This is a genomic window from Methylophaga sp. SB9B, from assembly GCF_004832235.1.
In the GTDB taxonomy this organism is placed as follows: Bacteria; Pseudomonadota; Gammaproteobacteria; order Nitrosococcales; family Methylophagaceae; genus Methylophaga; species Methylophaga muralis.
In genome coordinates this window covers 112,637-128,868 of record NZ_SSXS01000004.1, presented here as the reverse complement: position 1 = coordinate 128,868, position 16,232 = coordinate 112,637, and the positions used below count along the sequence as shown (strand labels likewise).

Below are 16,232 nucleotides of genomic sequence, written 5' to 3'. Positions count from 1 at the left end.
GAGGCAAATTTCTTTTTCTAGTTCATTCACGTATCTCGCCCCATCAGCAAGTTGCACTGTTACAATGTTTTAACTTACATCTGTTAACCCTGCTGATCTGTAACGTGTGGCTGAGTCGTGCAATATCCACGACTTGTTCCATAAGTTATAGCTGCACCTGAGACGATTATGCTGGCTTATATCATCCGTCGTATTTTGTATGCTTTTCCTATTTTGCTTGGCGTCAATGCGCTGACTTTTGCGTTGTTTTTTATGGTGAATACACCAGATGATATGGCGCGGATGCAGTTGGGCGAACGCTATATTACCGAGCAGGCGATTACCACCTGGAAGCAAGAGCGCGGCTACGATAGGGATTTGCTGTGGAATGACTCAGCAGAAGGCACTGAAAAATTCACCGATACTATTTTCTTTGATAAATCACTGGCGCTATTCAGCTTTCAGTTCGGTCAGGCAGATGATGGGCGGGATATCGGACAGGATATTAAAACCCGAATGTGGCCCAGCCTGGCAATTGCCATTCCGGTATTCGTTGTCGGTTTACTGGTCAATATTACTTTTGCATTGATGATGGTGTTTTTCCGGGCCACTTATGTGGATTTGGGCGGGGTCGTTTTGTGTGTGGTATTGATGTCGATATCCAGCCTGTTTTATATCATCGCAGGACAATTTTTAATTGGTAAAGTCATGCAGCTGGTACCGATATCCGGCTTTGGTGAAGGGCTTAATACACTTAAGTTTCTGCTATTGCCGGTAGCGATTGGTATTGTTTCCGGCATCGGTTCCGGTTCACGCTGGTATCGCACCTTATTTTTAGAAGAAATCTCCAAAGATTATGTACGCACCGCCAGAGCCAAAGGCTTATCTGAAGTTCGCGTACTGTTTCAGCATGTATTGAAAAACGCGATGATCCCGATTCTGACCGGCGCAGTAGTGGTGATTCCGACTTTATTCATGGGCAGTCTGATTCTGGAATCCTTCTTTGGCATCCCTGGCCTTGGTAGTTACACCATTGATGCAATACATGCGCAGGATTTTGCCATTGTGCGGGCCATGGTTTTCCTTGGTTCAGTTTTATATATTGTTGGGCTTTTGCTGACCGATATTTCATACACCTTTGTCGATCCACGAGTACGCATGGATGGTTGATTCAAAAATTGATATACGCGCTGGGGCATTGGAATGCCTGCTTATTAACGATGCGGCGGAAAAAGCCCAACAAACCCGGCAACTAGCGGCTGAATGTCATCAGCATGGTTACAGCATTGCTCATCAACCTCTACCGGTTCCCGTTAACCCTGGTCGGCCGGACAAACCGCAACTGGTTTCGCCACGTGATTTACCCCGTCGCCGTAATAACCAGCAAACCGGCCATACCACGCTGATCCACGCTATTTGTCATATCGAATTTAATGCGATTAATTTAGCGTTGGATGCAATTGCTCGTTTTACCAATATGCCCGACGATTTTTATCGTGACTGGCTGCAAGTGGCTGATGAAGAAGCCAAGCACTTTTCCATGTTATCAGCACACCTTCAACAAGCCGGTTATGCCTATGGTGATTTTCCAGCCCATGATGGTTTATGGGAAATGGCGCGAAAAACGCATCATGATCCATTGATTCGTATGGCCTTAGTGCCAAGAGTATTGGAGGCGAGGGGATTGGATGTGACGCCGGGCATGATGAATAAACTACGGGCCAGTGGAGATTTGGCTGCGGTAGAAATTCTTGAAGTGATTTTACGTGAAGAAATTGGTCATGTATCAATCGGCACACGTTGGTTTAATTATCTTTGTGAGCAACGTGATTTAGAGCCGACACATACTTTCACCAGCTTATTAAAAACCTATTTTAATGGTGAAATACGTGGGCCATTTCATATCGAAGCCCGCAAACAAGCGGGCTTTACCAATGCAGAACTGGATTGGCTGGAATCTAATCGTTAGCGGCTTCTGCGGTTTTGTTTTTCTTTTCCATCTCGGCTTTTTGCCGACGCGATTCTTTCGGATCAGCAATTAACGGTCGATAAATTTCAATACGGTCTTTGTGGCTCAGCGTGGCATCCATTTTACAAATTTTGCCGAAAATCCCGACTTTATCTTTTTCAATATTGATTTGTGGATAACGTTCCAAAATACCAGAGCGTTTAACCGCCTGTTCAACCGTTGTATTGTCAGGGACTTCCAATGACAAAATCACTTGCTCATCAGGCAGTGCATAGGCAACTTCGACGGTAATTAATTTGGCATTAACGGGTTCCATATATTTCCTTGGCACGAATACAAAACGCTTCAACTAATGAACCGGATATTTGGGTAAACACGGGCCCTAATGCCAAATCTAGCAGGCGCGTGGAAAATTCAAAATCCATATCCAGTTGCACCCGGCAACCTTCATTGTCGCCAATCGGACTGAATTGCCAGAAACCTTCTAAATGTCGGAAAGGGCCATCAATCAGTTCAATACGGATCGATTCGCCATGTTGCAAGGTATTGCGAGTGGAAAATTCGTGATGAATACCGCCCTTAGCAATATCCAGCGTGGCGCAGATCACCTTATCGTTTTTACTGATGATTTTACTGCCACGACACCAGGGCAGAAAACTCGGATAGGCCTCTACATCATTGACCAGATCAAACATCTGATCCGGCGTATACATTACTAGCGAACTGCGCGTAATAGTCGTCATTTAGTGTTTACATTGACCTCAAATGAAAATAATCAAAAGATGAAATCCAATACACCCGTTAAACTCACAAACACGATAAAAATCGCTATTGGTGTGACATACCGAACCAAAAAGCGCCATTCGTGATAAATCAGGTTGGATTTAATCCCCAGCTCTTCCTGAGTACTGCGTTGCGACATGATCCATCCGGCGAAAATTGCGATGAGCATTCCGCCCAAAGGCAACATGATATTGGCAGTGAGATAATCCAGCAACTCAAAGGCCGTCATGTCCTGCCAAGTCCAGTCTTTCAGAACGTTAAATGAGAACAAACTTAGCAGTCCTAGCAACCAGACCAATATACCCACCCAGATGCAGGCGTTAAGCCGTTTTATATCAAAGTTTTCCACCAACCATGTCACTACGGGTTCGACCAAGGCTATTGCTGAACTCAATGCTGCAAAAACCAACAGTAAAAAAAACATACCACCGAAAAATGCGCCATTATCCATATGGCCAAAGGCAATTGGCAGGGTTTCAAATATCAGACTTGGCCCGGCACCTGGAGCCATATTGTTGGCGAATACCAGTGGGAAAATCGCCAAACCAGCCAGAATCGCGACCGCCGTATCCATAAATGAAATTGCCAGGGAAACTTTAAAGATAGAGGTTTTTTTCGGCAGGTAAGATCCATAGACCATAATCGCTCCCATACCCAGACTAAGAGTGAAAAATGCATGGCCCATGGCGGTTAAAATGGCCTCGGTGGTGAGTTTGGAAAAGTCGGGTTTGAATAGAAAGTTTACTGCCTGATCAAAATAAACACCGGTCTGGTAGGCATATCCCACTAATACCAACAAAATCAGAAATAAAGCTGGCATTAAAAACCGCACTGATTTTTCCAGTCCACGTTGCACACCACGGCTGACAATCAGCATGGTCAGCATCATAAAAATGGTATGCCAGGCCAACAGTTTTTCAGGATCGTTAATCAGCGTCAGATGCAGGTTACGCGCACCATCTGGCGTGACACCTTCAAACACTCCAAATAATAAGCGAGGAACATAGGCCATCGCCTGACCGGCAATGACACTGTAATAAGAAAGAATTAAAAACCCGGCTAATACACCGCCAAATCCAAGATATTTCCAGAGAGAAGAGGCTTTTTCTTCTTCGGCCAGACTGGCCAGACTGTTAAACGGATTTTGTCGACCACGTCGACCAATCAGAATTTCCGCCATCATGATGGGAACACCAATGGCAAAGATACAAGCAAGATAAATTAGAACAAACGCACCGCCGCCATATTCACCGGCGATATAAGGGAATTTCCAGATATTCCCCAGGCCAACTGCTGCACCAGTGGCAGCGAGAATAAAGGCCCAGCGTGAAGTCCACTCGCCATGAACCGACTTTAACGGTCTATCCATATCTCACTCATTAAAATAAATAGCCTCGATTCTGGGCGAATTTCCTAAAATGCTCAAGCCAAGCAGTAAGACGCACATGTATAATGCCGCGATGGCCACAAAGAATAAACCTCAACAAACCGACAATACTATCGCCCGTAACCGGAAAGCGCGTCATGAATTTTTTATAGAAGAAAAATTCGAGGCGGGTTTGGTGCTGGAAGGATGGGAAGTGAAAAGCTTACGTGAAGGTAAAGCACAGCTGAGTGACAGCTATGTGCTTATCCGTAATGGCGAGGCATGGTTAGCTAATGCGTTGATCACCGCCTTGAAGACAGCATCTACTCACATCGTTCCTCAGCCACAACGCGACCGCAAATTGCTGCTGAATCGTAACGAGCTAAATAAGCTGATTGGCGCAGTTGAGCGCAAAGGTTACACCTTGATCCCTCTCAATATGTATTGGAAGCGGGGCAAAGCAAAGATAGAAATCGCTTTGGCAAAAGGCAAGCAAATGCACGACAAACGCGCCACCATGAAAGAACGTGACTGGCAACGCGATAAAGAGCGGTTATTTAAAAATATTTAATTATCGCAACAAGGAACTGTTGAATTCCGTATAATGTCTGACGTACTACAAACCTTTGGGGGCGACCTGGCTTCGACGTGGGTTACGAAACCTAAGGTGCATGCCGAGAACTCCAGTTCTTCTCGTTAAAAAGATTGGAAAAATATAGTTGCTAACGATAACAACTACGCACTAGCTGCTTAATAACCAGTGAATGCCGTTCGACCAGAGCCGTGCTTGTGCGTCTGGTATCGGGCGTCGACTCTCACAAGACCGTCTTGACGTATGCTTGGTACTGATAGACTAAAACTTAACAAGATCGCTTCATGTTTTCCCTGTTCATCGGGTAGCTTGAAGTTAAATTAATAGATGAAATAAGCATGTAGAGCTGAAGGCAGAGGATTTGCGGACGCGGGTTCGATTAGTAAAATGGTCGCCATGGGGAGTGATCTCCATTGGAAAAAGAGAGCTCATACGGTGAACGCTAAGGAACAGGGGTTCTATGCCAACGCCGTCCGGTCAATGGGAAACCAGTAAGCCGGCTAGAGACTCATAGGTTCCTAAAGAGATTCGTCTCAATGGAATACTAGGGTGGGTAGAAGATAAAACCGATACTCACAAACGCTCTCCATCTGATAGCAATATCAGATGAAGGAATAGTCCAGGCCTGAATGAAAATTCAGGAGTCACTGTCCCGCCGCCTCCACCATATATACAAAACAACCACCTTCGGGTGGTTTTTTTGTTTCTGGGTTTTGATCTTGAATTAAAGTGATTTAACTCATTATTATGCAAAGCATGTTAATCAGTTTTGAGAACCAAGGATGGCTATCTATAAAACTACTAAACAACTTACCCCACCAATTGCTGCTTACATTGCCGGACTGATAGATGGTGAAGGCACTGTCACATTATGTCGAAAACATAAAAATGAAAATCGGCAATTAGTTGTAAGCATCAGTAGCACAGAAAAATATCTTTTAGAGTATGTGCTTGAAGTGGTGGGGACAGGAAAAATCACTACAAAGAAAACGGTAAAAACGCATCATTCCCCGAGCTTCACATATGCCATTTACAATCGGCAAGCACTTAGTTTGCTTGAGCAAATATCTCCGTATTTACAAACGTATAAAAAATACCGTAGCCAACTGATACTCAAAGACTATCTGCGACTTACACCACGCAATGGAAAATACAGTGAAGAACTAAAATCAGCCAAACAAGATTTTGAAATTCAGCTGTTAAATATTCTGCCTAGATAGACATCATTTTCATTAATACGAAACAATTGATTAAGGGATATTGGCTGATTGGATTTCCCAAACTAAAGTCGGACAATCAAGAACGACTTTTAAACGGAAAGATATTTAGTAAACCTATACATCTGCACTACTCAAAACCTATTTTTGCGAACTCAACCCATAGATTCTCAAAAAAAGTGGTTTATACTCGGTAAAAAGATGAAGTTAAGAATGTTTTTTAAAATTTAATTTAACTAATAATTGAATAAAAACATTCTTCCTCATTTTGGTTTGTTAATTGATAGTCAATCCAAACTGTATTGTTAAGATTAATACAGTTAAAAATGGCCCGGAATGAACCGGATAGAAGGATTTTGCTTTGGCAGAGATTATCCCCAGTCTAAGTCGAGAAGTTTTATCCAGAATGACATCTGGTGAGAAACGGCTTGCTACACGTCTGCGAAACTTCCTAGAAGATGACTATCTTTGCTGGTATGACATTCCAATAGGAAAAAAGCGGCGCTATCCCGATTTTATAATTTTGCACCCAAGCCGAGGCTTATTGTTTCTCGAAGTAAAAGACTGGAAAGCTTCAAGCATAAAAAAGATCAGCAAAGAAACAGTGGAGTTGCTAACGATCAATGGTTTGAAAACCGTCCCAAATCCCTTCGTGCAAGTCCGCCAGTATGCCTATCAAGGAATTCGTCTATTAGAAGCGGATAAAGAATTAAGGCAGCAAGGTTCAAAGTATGACGGCAATTTAGTCACGCCATATGCTCATGGTGTCGTGTTTACCAATATCACTCGCAATCAAATAGAAGCCGCTATTCCAGCTGAATACAGAGAAAAACTACTACCTGATCATTTGATGATTTACAAAGACGAAATGACAGAGTCTGTTGATCCCGAAGAATTCCAAAAAAGACTCTGGGATATGTTCCCCTATCAGTTTCAAACCAAACTCACCTTGCCTCAAATTGATCGAATCCGGTGGCATTTATTTCCTGAAGTACGCATTTCTCAACCTAGCCAGGAAAATTTATTTGGCAGTCCTTCTAATCAACCTGATACACCTGAGGATCTGTCGACGCTGAGTGAACAGATTCCAGACATCATCCGCATAATGGATATTCAACAAGAGCAATTAGCTCGAAGCTTGGGAGAGGGGCACCGGGTTATCCATGGGGTAGCAGGTTCAGGTAAAACCTTGATACTCGGCTATCGTGCTGAATTACTCGCTAAATTGACCAACAAACCTATTCTTGTACTGTGTTTCAATATTACGCTTGCAGCAAAACTGCGAAGCTTTATGGTAAGCAAAGGCATCTCCGATAAAGTAAATGTCCATCACTTTCATGATTGGTGCAGCCAGCAATTAAAAACCTATCATGTAGATGTCCTAGCTGGGGATGAGCCCTATTGGGAACGACAAGTCATTTCAGTTATTAATGGTGTGACGGAGGAGAATATTCCTCGCGCACAGTACAGTGCTGTGATGATTGATGAAGGCCATGATTTTGAGTCAGATTGGCTAAAACTTGTTGTTCAGATGATTGATCCAGAAACTAATTCATTACTCTTACTCTATGACGATGCTCAATCAATTTATAAGAAAAAATCAAGCTTGAGCTTTAGTTTGGCTAGCACCGGGATTCAAGCCCAAGGGCGAAGTACGATTTTAAAATTAAATTATAGAAATACCCGGGAAATATTGGCGTTTGCTTATGATTTCGCCAAAGAATATTTCGGTACAAGCCACGATGATGTTGATATTCCTTTGATCCAGCCAGAAGCCGCTGGTATTCACGGTGAAAGACCCACCGTGCATTTTCTCAAACAATGGCAAGACGAAATCAGCGATACCGTAGCTTGTATAAAAAAATGGCACCAGCGGGGAGGAGAGTGGCGAGATATGGCTATTTTATTCGCTGCTAAGTATCAGGGGAAAATAATTGCTGATTCGTTACATCAACACGGAATTCCCTATTCCTGGTTAGGCTCAAAAGATACTAAACAGGCTTATAATCCGACAAAAGACAGTGTCTCGGTTTTAAGTATTCATAGTAGTAAAGGTCTCGAATTTCCTGCCGTAGTAATCGTCGGCATAAGCCAACTAAAACATGAAGACATTAATGCTGATGCCCGCTTACTTTATGTGGGCATGACCCGTGCCCAGAAACATCTACATATGACTGTTTCTCAAAAAAACCTGCTAACTGAGCGAATTCTCAAAATAGCGAGTTGATGTGAAGTTGCCAAATTCACTTTGAGTTCTGACAATCGCTGTACGAAAGGGTGACGATGACATATAAATGATCATCTCCTTGAAGTTTTGTATATGCGTAGCAAACAAGAATCTGTCGGAAAGTAATCGTTAATCATTTACGATCCATTTAAATTAATAATTATTATGAGGTCGAATACCCCATATCCATCCTGTTATAGGTAAATAATGGCTAAGTTAGTCGATTTAGATCACAAGTGGGCAACCCTAATAGGGCGTGTTTTTATTGCTTTCGGCTCAATCGAAAGGCAGACACATGAGTCACTAAAGAAATGGCTCGAAGAACAAGTCTATCCACATGTAAAGCACATGAAGCTGTCTCAAAGAATTGATCTGCTAATAGATGTCGTCAAGAAACAAAACTTTGAGCAAGAGAACATTGATTCTTTCGTGGCGGATTTAACAAAAGCCAAGACTTTGGCAAAAAAGAGAAATCTCATTGCTCATAACCCGCTCATGTTGTGCCTTTTCCAAGAGGAGACTGATTTTATTGAAGCTATCGTTTCTAATTTAAGAGATGATGTAACGATGGAATTTCATGAATTGGAGGCGCTGGCCATTTCTTCAGAGGAATTGGCTGGAAATATAATTGATGGGATGACCAAGTTCCGGCTAGAAGGCTGGGAGGGTTTACCTATAACAAGGTAAGGCAGCCGCAAATAAAAACTGCGTTTTTTGTCCGATACTTAAAGTGTTAGGTAATCGATGAGCCACGAATTCAAATGAAAGCTTTATTTATAGGTGCGGGGGCGGCGTATGACTGTGGAATGCCTCTTGTTTGGGAATTAACCGCTGAAATAAGGCGCTGGTTAACTCCCGAAAAACTTATTTCATTTAATGAAAATTGGAAGTCCCAAGGCGACGGATGGGATCACGATGTTATCTCCTGCCTTATATCTCTATTAGAAAATAAGGATTTACATTATGAGAACATCATAGGAGCGATAGAGGTAGAGTGTTCTAGAGAAAGAGATCAAAATAAGAGGCAGAGCTACCATGCAGCGCTTGGCTTTGTACTTCAAGCTGTATATGGCCTTCTGATGGAACGCCAAGTGAAAAACACGAGTTATGCATTGGCAGCCTTGGACGACTTTACCTCAATCAAAGAAATAGCCGAAAATAACAAACCTCTTTGGGTTTTCTCTCTAAATCATGATTGCATAATTGAAATGTTGGCACTCAAATCCGGCATACCATTAAAGTCAGGCTTTAATGAAGAAGTGAGTATCCCTATCAAAACTGTCGACGGCTCAATACACGATTTCCCCTTTGAGCAGTTAAGTCGCCAATCCATTGAAAGGAATCAATATGATTTCTTCGGGCACGGAGAATTTGGAATTAATCTCATCAAGCTACATGGTTCTTTAGATATATTTGGTCAAAACGACGAGCTTAACTACCTAAAAATAAAGGCAATTGATAACGACCCAGCATCCTTGTCATCACAGATTCAGCTTCTAAATCAAATCAATCAAGATATTGCTGTTCGAGATGGCGGTGTATGTACAAATGAAAATATTTACGAGGATAAAGACGGCGAAATTCAGTTTCTAAGGAAAAGCCTATTATCTGGAACTCATAAGTTCACCAAAAAATTGAGCCAGATAGCACCACCTGAATTTCTTCCCCTTTTCCAAGGTAACCTAAACTATGCTCATGAACTTATTTGTATTGGGTATAGCTTTGGGGACAAGCATATAGACGATCAGATAGTTGATTGGCTTTCCTTCTCAGCTACACGAAAGCTGACTATTGTTAATCCGGGGATCAAGGTCTGTCCTGAGAGAATGAAACATCTGTCTGGGCAGGTGGAATGCAAGCCAATTGGTGCTGTTGATTACTTTACACAGCTAAGTAATAAAAAATCTACAGTGCTTAAGAATATGTTACGAAAGGTTAGATCTTTCGCTCGTGAAAAAATCAAACGGGAGTTGATGGGGAGTGCCTAACAATTGCAGGCACGGGGAAGCTTCCTCGTTCCCACGCTCCTGCGTGGTAATGCAATTCAGCTTTTCGGCAACTTCCAATCCGGTCGAATGTAATGGCAGGTATAGCCAGTTGGATAATGTTGTAGATAATCCTGATGTTCGGATTCGGCTTCCCAAAAATCACCGACGGGTTCTACTTCTGTGACCACTTTGCCGGGCCATAAGCCTGATTGATTGACGTCTTCAATTGTCTGCTTGGCAATTTCAGCTTGTTCGTCACTGGTGTAATAAATCGCTGAACGATAACTCATGCCACGATCATTGCCTTGTTGGTTAGGTGTGGTTGGATCATGGATCTGAAAGAAAAACTCCAGTAATTGTCTGAAAGTAATCTGCTCAGGATTAAAGATGATCTCAATGCCTTCAGCATGGGTGCCATGGTTTGGATAAGTGGCATTCGGAATATCGCCGCCGGTATAGCCTACTCGCGATGAGATAACGCCCGGCAATTTACGAATCAAATCCTGCATGCCCCAGAAGCAGCCCCCGGCCAGTATGGCACGTTCAGTATTTGTCTCGCTCATTTTGTTTCGCCTAATGTTTCTGAAAACAGCTTTTTAAATTCACCATAACCCTCGATGTCGAGTTCATCCACTGGAATAAATCGTAATGAGGCTGAGTTGATGCAATAACGCATGCCACCGGCTTCTTCGGGACCATCAGGGAAGACATGACCTAAATGACTGTCACCATGCACTGAGCGTACTTCAACACGGCGCATTCCCAGACTCTCATCAAAGTTTTCGGTGACATTCTCGGTCTGCACCGGGCGGGTAAAACTCGGCCAGCCGGTGCCACTATCAAATTTATCTATTGAGGCAAACAACGGCTCACCCGATACCACATCGACGTAAAGACCGGCTTCATGATTATCCCAATAGGCATTATCAAATGGCGGTTCAGTGCCGCATTGCTGGGTCACATAATGTTGTTCAGGTGAGAGACGTTCAACGGCTTCTGCTGCTTTTTTGTATTTTGTCATGACAATCAAACCTATATAAAAAGTGTAATCGTGAAACTGTCCATGAATAAAAATGCTGATATCCAATCGGGAATTTAAGTTTTGAAATTTTTATCGATGACATACTGACCTGTCCACCTGCCAGTCGTTCCCGAATAGAAACTCAGTATATAGCTCAAAGACTACATCAGCGATGTTCTGCAACGAAAGTAATATCCGAAATGACCAAACCAGCGTTTTGTCAGATTAAACGTCTATCTCAGTCATCGTTAACATCAAGTGCCATCACTGCATCGTAAGCATTTAAATCAAGCACTGCTCTGACATTAACGACTTTTCCTTGCTGCATGGTAAAAAACCAGGCGTAACTGTTCTGGTAGTTTTCACCATTGATCAAAGTCGCCTCAGCCTCAAACAAAATGATGATTTCTTCACTGTCCTGATAAATAGCATGGACGGTAGGTTTTAATCGCGTTGCTAACCGTTGGTTAAATGGCTGAATCACCATCTTCTGGAAGTCAGATAGATTATAAGTTTTGGCTGACTCAGTCGGCCCCATAATGGTCCATTGTGCATCTGCTGTGAGTAAATCAAATGGCGATCCTATGCCCTGACTCCATTGATTAAAGGCATTTTCGACCAGTTGTTTATCATTAAGCGGCTCTGCCATCACAGAGCCACTCAATAGATAAAACCAGACAAACACCGTCAGGTACTGAAATGTTTTCATCACTACCACCAATTAAAACGCATGACCATAACTAGACACCGAGCGAATCACCAACTCATTTACATCAACATTGTCAGGTTGCGAAATCGCATATAAAACAGCATTGGCAACGGCTTCGACGTTTAAGGATGTGTTGCGAAGCTGATCAACAAATTCAGCGGCAGATTCATCAGTAATATCGTGGCCAAGTTCCGTGGTGGTGACGCCGGGGGAGAGGACGGTTACCCGCAGATTGTTGGATTCCTGACGCAAGCCTTCGCTAATAGCCCGAACAGCAAATTTACTGGCGCAGTAAACAGCACAAGAAGGACCAACTGCATGTGCTCCAGTGGAAGCGGTGTTGATAATATGCCCGCTGCCTTGCTGATCCATTATTGGTAATGCGGCAGCGATACCATTCAATACACCTTTAATATTGATGTCGATGATGCTGTTCCACTCATCGGTTTTTAACGCACGCATCGGTGCCAACGGCATAATGCCTGCGTTGTTAAACATCACATCCACCCGTCCAAATGTATCTTTGGCAAAAGTCACAAATGCATTTACCTGTTCTGCATTTGCTACATCCAATTCACGATAGGCAACCTGACCACCAGCTTGCTGGATGTCTCGGACTATGGATTCAAGGCGATCAGTACGACGTGCACCAAGCACCACGACGGCACCATTTTTAGCCAGTATTCTGGCGGTAGCTTCACCGATACCGCTGCTGGCGCCGGTGATTAAAACTACTTTATTTTCTACGTTCTTCATTGGTTATCTCCATTTGAATTTGTCTGTAAGTGAAGATTCAAATGGTAGAGGCGAAGCTGCTTATTTTGGATACACAGAGCTACAAGAAAATTGCCTATTTCTACAACTTACTGTATTTGCAAAACATCATCAGCCTATAATCAGTATCAGTAACTTATTGGGGTAATTAGAAAATGAATGAAACCCAACGCAAAGAGCTTGCGAGCCTGATTGATAAATTCTCCTCAGGGAATGGCATTCACAGCACCGTTATAACCGGCGTGAATTGCATAAAGCTCAATGAAATAAACGACCGATTGCCCAGCGTTTATACACCTTCTTTGTGCGTCATTGTGCAGGGTAAGAAACGGGTGTTACTCGAAGATGAAATCTATCAATACCAGCCTTCTGAGTATCTTGTGGCCTCTGTCGATTTACCGGTGATTGGTCAGGTGATAGAAGCGAGTAAAGACAAACCCTATCTATGTTTGCAGATTGAGTTGGATCTGCACCAACTTACCGAGTTAATGGCACAGACCCGTTTGCCGTTTAAAAACAAAATACCAAGCCAGCGTGGCATTTTTGTCGGCGATGTGGATGCGTTACTGGGGGACGGCGTATTACGACTTGCCCGGTTATTGGAAGCCCCACAGGATATTGCGTTATTAGCACCCATGATTAAACGCGAAATTCATTACCGGTTACTCAACGGCCAATATGGCGATGTCATTGCTCAAATGGCCCAAACCGGTAGTCACATGCAACGCATTTCAGAGGCGATTCAAATTCTCAAAGCCAATTACGACCAGCCAATAAAAATAGAGGATCTGGCTACCCAGGTGGGCATGAGTATTTCGTCTTTTCATAGCCACTTCAAAGCGGTCACGGCGATGAGTCCGCTGCAATATCAAAAACGATTCAGGCTGCTTGAAGCTCGAAAAATCATGATGACGGAGACGCAGGATGCTGCCAGCACGGCTTACCGGGTGGGATATGAAAGTCCGTCACAATTCAGTCGTGAATATGTACGAATGTTTGGCCATCCACCTAAACGCGATATGAGCATGTTGCTGCAGCAGAAGTCTATTGCGTGACTACATAAACTTAGCTTAACGCCTGACAATCCGCAGCCACTACCTCAATACGTCCGACATCTTCACTATTCTTGTCTGAATACACATAAACAATTTTTGCACCGGCCTGCAGAACCGGTTGCATTTCCGCATTATTACAAAGATTCGAGAGCAATTTTGGCTTGATATTCTCAAGTACTGCGGCCGAATCCATTTCTTCTATCGTCACCGTGGTCAAGGTATAAAAATAGGTGATCATATCGCCAGGGCCCGCCAACGCTTTTTCCAATCGGGTTTGATCATCAATTTTGATCGGTGCTTGGGCATTAATGAAAACTTCAGCTTCCATAAAGCCTTCTTCAATAGACTGCAATTCAGATAATTGCCGTTTACTGTCAGTTGCCGATGACGGAGCATTTCGATTGTTGAAAACAATTGCCAAAATGATAACGAGCGGTATCAAGCCGATAGCTAAAAGTAACTTCTTATTCATTATGCTGCCTAGTTGCTTTGTGAGGTAAAAATAATCCTAGCAAGCATACCGATGCATCAGTTAAATACAAAATTATCTATACGGCAACATTCCCATTCCCTCAATTAGCTGCCAATTACATCACCATCATCTTTGGTAATAAGTACGGTAGTGGAACGCGGACGTGTTTTGCCATCTGAAGCCGGATAGCTGAGTCCCGGATGTTGGATATTCACCCACATCGCTTTGTAGTCTGGGCTCCAGGTAATACCGGTAATCTCACAACCTCTGGGGCCCACCAGAAATCGTTTAATTTCCCGAGTTTCGGGATTGGCACATAACATTTGATTACAACCCATATGTTGCATCACAGGATCGTCATCATCATAGTCGGTCAGAATCCATAAACGCCCATCCTGATCAAACCCTAAACCATCAGGCGAAGAGAATATGTCACCCTCAATATTACCGACTAAATTCTTAGCAACCGGCTGACCATCAGCATTCTGTGACCCGGCTTTTTCACCTGCCACCACAAATAATTCCCAGTGAAAGGTGATAGCAGCAGGATCGGCTCGATCTTCTTGTATCTTGATAATTTGACCATGCCGGTTATCGGGGCGAGGATTGGCGGCATCGATAGAAAATTCGGTACCACGCAGGTAGTTATTTGTTAACGCTACATAGACATCGAGGTTATGCGGATTAACGGTTGCCCATTCAGGTCGATCCATAGGGGTTGCACCTAATAGGTCAGCTGCGGCACGCGCATTCACCAATACTTCAGCTTGGCTAGGGAAACCATTTTCAGCCGTTAAAGCGGAATGGCCATGCACTAGAGGCAACCAACGACCTGAACCATCATTATTGAAACGGGCAACATATAAAGTGCCACGATCCAGCATGTCACGATGTTTATTGGGTTGGGTTTTATCGAAACGTTGTTCTGGCACAAACTTATAGACATATTCTCCGCGAGTATCATCACCTGAGTAAAAAGCCATCTGCCCGCTTTCAGCCAAAGCGGGTGTCACACATTCACGACAATAACGACCAAAAGCCGTGCGTTTGATTGGCTTACTTTCAGGATCAAAAGGATCAATTTCTACTACCCAGCCAAACCGATTGGGTTCGTTAACAAAACCTTGGTAGGGAAGGGCTGCATTTGGGGTAGCATCAAAGCGTTTATCAACTGTATTCCAGCCGTAATTTTTGGCCGCTTTCCTCGTTGATAAACCGTAGCGGTGGTGTGAGACACGGGTCTGATAATCAAGTTCATCTTGATTCACAAAGTAGTTATGCCAGTTTTCTTCACAAGTCAGATATGTGCCCCAAGGGGTAAAACCATTCGAACAATTGTTGAGTGTGCCGATGATTTCCATCGCAGCGGGATCATCGACGGTTTTTAACAAGTCATGACCTGCCAATGGGCCACTTACCTGCATTGGTGTCATGGCTGATATACGGCGGTTATAAACAGAAGGGTAGACCCGTTGCCACTGACCTTGTGAATCTTTTTTCACTTCAATAATACTGACGCCATGGGCGGCTTGTTCTTTTTTTACATCATCTAAACGACGTTTACCATCAACGAAAGTAATCCCATCCTTATGCAGGGTCGGATTAACATATTCATGGTTAATCGCTAACAAGCCGCGATTATTGTCGTTGGGAAAGGCAAAAAAATGCATGCCATCGTGATTTTCACCAGACTGCTTTAACTGCTCTTGCCAACTATTTAATGCGTCTGCATTCCAATCTGTTGCACCAGTCACAACCGGGTCACCCCATGAAAAAAACGCTTTTGCCTGATAGCCATCAGCGACAACGACTTTATCGAATAAAGGATCGGTCTGTGGTTGGATGCTATTAAATCCGATAAAAGGAATATTCAGCTTAGTGTTGCCTGCGGCGAACACAAGGTTGTTTGACAAATTCAATCCGAAAAAGCCCAATGCAGCAGCATTCAAGCTGCCCTTGAGTAGTTGTCTGCGAGATATGGCAATCGCATCCAGGCTCTCAGCTTTTGTAGGATTGATGGCTATATCGTCAAACGATGAAATTTTTTGATGAAAATCATTTGAATAATGGTTAGTCATGG

The 16,232-nt window shown here is 43.3% G+C and carries 17 protein-coding genes and 1 other RNA gene; 9 read left to right on the top strand and 9 right to left on the bottom strand.

Annotated features, from left to right (window positions below; translation table 11 throughout):
* Positions 1–168: 168 nt before the first annotated feature.
* Entirely contained in the window at positions 169–1,149 is a 981-nt protein-coding gene (locus tag E8Q33_RS05990; RefSeq protein WP_069295121.1) for an ABC transporter permease, read from the top strand.
* Positions 1,142–1,948: a ferritin-like domain-containing protein gene (locus tag E8Q33_RS05985; RefSeq protein WP_136553557.1), complete on the top strand. Its 807-nt coding sequence runs from the start codon at positions 1,142–1,144 to the stop codon at positions 1,946–1,948. The genes E8Q33_RS05990 and E8Q33_RS05985 overlap by 8 nt, the downstream gene beginning before the upstream one ends.
* On the opposite strand, the gene E8Q33_RS05980 is transcribed toward E8Q33_RS05985, so the two are convergent.
* Genes E8Q33_RS05980 through E8Q33_RS05970 form a run of 3 tightly spaced genes read right to left on the bottom strand, consistent with a single transcriptional unit; the run spans position 1,938 to position 4,100 of the window.
* On the bottom strand, positions 1,938–2,264 hold the full coding sequence (locus E8Q33_RS05980) for an RnfH family protein (protein WP_136553555.1): 327 nt from the start codon (positions 2,262–2,264) through the stop codon (positions 1,938–1,940). The genes E8Q33_RS05985 and E8Q33_RS05980 overlap by 11 nt on opposite strands.
* Positions 2,251–2,691 carry a type II toxin-antitoxin system RatA family toxin gene (locus tag E8Q33_RS05975; RefSeq protein ID WP_069295124.1) on the bottom strand — a complete coding sequence of 147 codons (441 nt, stop codon included), beginning with the start codon at positions 2,689–2,691 and terminating at the stop codon, positions 2,251–2,253. The genes E8Q33_RS05980 and E8Q33_RS05975 overlap by 14 nt, the downstream gene beginning before the upstream one ends.
* A 32-nt stretch (positions 2,692–2,723) precedes the next feature.
* On the bottom strand, positions 2,724–4,100 hold the full coding sequence (locus E8Q33_RS05970) for a sodium-dependent transporter (RefSeq protein ID WP_136553553.1): 1,377 nt from the start codon (positions 4,098–4,100) through the stop codon (positions 2,724–2,726).
* Between the two features lie 76 nt (positions 4,101–4,176).
* Between E8Q33_RS05970 and smpB the strand changes: the two genes are divergently transcribed.
* The 6 genes from smpB to E8Q33_RS05940 all read left to right on the top strand — a co-directional run bounded on the left by smpB (position 4,177) and on the right by E8Q33_RS05940 (position 10,121).
* The gene (gene smpB / locus E8Q33_RS05965; protein WP_136553711.1) at positions 4,177–4,668 is read left to right on the top strand and encodes an SsrA-binding protein SmpB; all 492 of its coding nucleotides are present in this window, start codon (positions 4,177–4,179) and stop codon (positions 4,666–4,668) included.
* Between the two features lie 65 nt (positions 4,669–4,733).
* Positions 4,734–5,071: a transfer-messenger RNA gene (gene ssrA / locus E8Q33_RS05960) on the top strand.
* A 400-nt stretch (positions 5,072–5,471) separates the two neighbouring features.
* The gene (locus tag E8Q33_RS05955) at positions 5,472–5,909 is read left to right on the top strand and encodes an LAGLIDADG family homing endonuclease (protein WP_136553552.1); all 438 of its coding nucleotides are present in this window, start codon (positions 5,472–5,474) and stop codon (positions 5,907–5,909) included.
* 358 nt (positions 5,910–6,267) lie between these two features.
* Positions 6,268–8,133 (top strand): nuclease-related domain-containing DEAD/DEAH box helicase, encoded by a 1,866-nt coding sequence (locus tag E8Q33_RS05950; protein WP_136553550.1) that lies wholly within the window; start codon positions 6,268–6,270, stop codon positions 8,131–8,133.
* A gap of 207 nt (positions 8,134–8,340) precedes the next feature.
* On the top strand, positions 8,341–8,820 hold the full coding sequence (locus E8Q33_RS05945) for a hypothetical protein (protein WP_136553548.1): 480 nt from the start codon (positions 8,341–8,343) through the stop codon (positions 8,818–8,820).
* 74 nt (positions 8,821–8,894) lie between these two features.
* Complete coding sequence (locus E8Q33_RS05940; RefSeq protein ID WP_136553546.1) at positions 8,895–10,121, top strand: hypothetical protein; 1,227 nt, start codon at positions 8,895–8,897, stop codon at positions 10,119–10,121.
* A 56-nt stretch (positions 10,122–10,177) separates the two neighbouring features.
* Here the strand turns inward: E8Q33_RS05940 and msrA are convergent, their stop codons facing one another.
* The 4 genes from msrA to E8Q33_RS05920 form a co-directional block, all read right to left on the bottom strand.
* Positions 10,178–10,684: a peptide-methionine (S)-S-oxide reductase MsrA gene (gene msrA / locus E8Q33_RS05935; RefSeq protein WP_136553544.1), complete on the bottom strand. Its 507-nt coding sequence runs from the start codon at positions 10,682–10,684 to the stop codon at positions 10,178–10,180.
* A complete protein-coding gene (gene msrB / locus E8Q33_RS05930; protein ID WP_136553543.1) occupies positions 10,681–11,142 on the bottom strand; it encodes a peptide-methionine (R)-S-oxide reductase MsrB in 462 nt (153 codons plus the stop codon). Before msrB ends, msrA begins: the two co-directional genes overlap by 4 nt.
* 238 nt (positions 11,143–11,380) lie before the next feature.
* The gene (locus tag E8Q33_RS05925; RefSeq protein WP_136553541.1) at positions 11,381–11,851 is read right to left on the bottom strand and encodes a nuclear transport factor 2 family protein; all 471 of its coding nucleotides are present in this window, start codon (positions 11,849–11,851) and stop codon (positions 11,381–11,383) included.
* A gap of 12 nt (positions 11,852–11,863) precedes the next feature.
* On the bottom strand, positions 11,864–12,607 hold the full coding sequence (locus tag E8Q33_RS05920) for an SDR family oxidoreductase (RefSeq protein ID WP_136553539.1): 744 nt from the start codon (positions 12,605–12,607) through the stop codon (positions 11,864–11,866).
* A 173-nt stretch (positions 12,608–12,780) separates the two neighbouring features.
* Between E8Q33_RS05920 and E8Q33_RS05915 the strand changes: the two genes are divergently transcribed.
* Positions 12,781–13,680 carry an AraC family transcriptional regulator gene (locus E8Q33_RS05915; protein ID WP_136553537.1) on the top strand — a complete coding sequence of 300 codons (900 nt, stop codon included), beginning with the start codon at positions 12,781–12,783 and terminating at the stop codon, positions 13,678–13,680.
* Positions 13,681–13,690: 10 nt separating this feature from the next.
* Here E8Q33_RS05915 and E8Q33_RS05910 read toward each other — a convergent pair whose 3' ends face one another.
* Together E8Q33_RS05910 and E8Q33_RS05905 are read right to left on the bottom strand one after the other, a co-directional pair.
* Positions 13,691–14,152 (bottom strand): hypothetical protein, encoded by a 462-nt coding sequence (locus E8Q33_RS05910; protein ID WP_136553535.1) that lies wholly within the window; start codon positions 14,150–14,152, stop codon positions 13,691–13,693.
* A 104-nt stretch (positions 14,153–14,256) separates the two neighbouring features.
* Positions 14,257–16,230: a PhoX family phosphatase gene (locus tag E8Q33_RS05905; RefSeq protein ID WP_136553532.1), complete on the bottom strand. Its 1,974-nt coding sequence runs from the start codon at positions 16,228–16,230 to the stop codon at positions 14,257–14,259.
* Between the last annotated feature and the right edge of the window lie 2 nt (positions 16,231–16,232).

Bases quoted from the DNA above. Each gene is read 5' to 3' on its own strand.
- E8Q33_RS05990 (WP_069295121.1), top strand. From the start codon at position 169: ATGCTGGCTTATATCATCCGTCGTATTTTGTATGCTTTTCCTATTTTG.
- E8Q33_RS05985 (WP_136553557.1), top strand. From the start codon at position 1,142: ATGGTTGATTCAAAAATTGATATACGCGCTGGGGCATTGGAATGCCTG.
- E8Q33_RS05980 (WP_136553555.1), bottom strand. From the start codon at position 2,264: ATGGAACCCGTTAATGCCAAATTAATTACCGTCGAAGTTGCCTATGCA.
- E8Q33_RS05975 (WP_069295124.1), bottom strand. From the start codon at position 2,691: ATGACGACTATTACGCGCAGTTCGCTAGTAATGTATACGCCGGATCAG.
- E8Q33_RS05970 (WP_136553553.1), bottom strand. From the start codon at position 4,100: ATGGATAGACCGTTAAAGTCGGTTCATGGCGAGTGGACTTCACGCTGG.
- smpB (WP_136553711.1), top strand. From the start codon at position 4,177: ATGTATAATGCCGCGATGGCCACAAAGAATAAACCTCAACAAACCGAC.
- E8Q33_RS05955 (WP_136553552.1), top strand. From the start codon at position 5,472: ATGGCTATCTATAAAACTACTAAACAACTTACCCCACCAATTGCTGCT.
- E8Q33_RS05945 (WP_136553548.1), top strand. From the start codon at position 8,341: ATGGCTAAGTTAGTCGATTTAGATCACAAGTGGGCAACCCTAATAGGG.
- E8Q33_RS05940 (WP_136553546.1), top strand. From the start codon at position 8,895: ATGAAAGCTTTATTTATAGGTGCGGGGGCGGCGTATGACTGTGGAATG.
- msrA (WP_136553544.1), bottom strand. From the start codon at position 10,684: ATGAGCGAGACAAATACTGAACGTGCCATACTGGCCGGGGGCTGCTTC.
- msrB (WP_136553543.1), bottom strand. From the start codon at position 11,142: ATGACAAAATACAAAAAAGCAGCAGAAGCCGTTGAACGTCTCTCACCT.
- E8Q33_RS05925 (WP_136553541.1), bottom strand. From the start codon at position 11,851: ATGAAAACATTTCAGTACCTGACGGTGTTTGTCTGGTTTTATCTATTG.
- E8Q33_RS05920 (WP_136553539.1), bottom strand. From the start codon at position 12,607: ATGAAGAACGTAGAAAATAAAGTAGTTTTAATCACCGGCGCCAGCAGC.
- E8Q33_RS05915 (WP_136553537.1), top strand. From the start codon at position 12,781: ATGAATGAAACCCAACGCAAAGAGCTTGCGAGCCTGATTGATAAATTC.
- E8Q33_RS05910 (WP_136553535.1), bottom strand. From the start codon at position 14,152: ATGAATAAGAAGTTACTTTTAGCTATCGGCTTGATACCGCTCGTTATC.
- E8Q33_RS05905 (WP_136553532.1), bottom strand. From the start codon at position 16,230: ATGACTAACCATTATTCAAATGATTTTCATCAAAAAATTTCATCGTTT.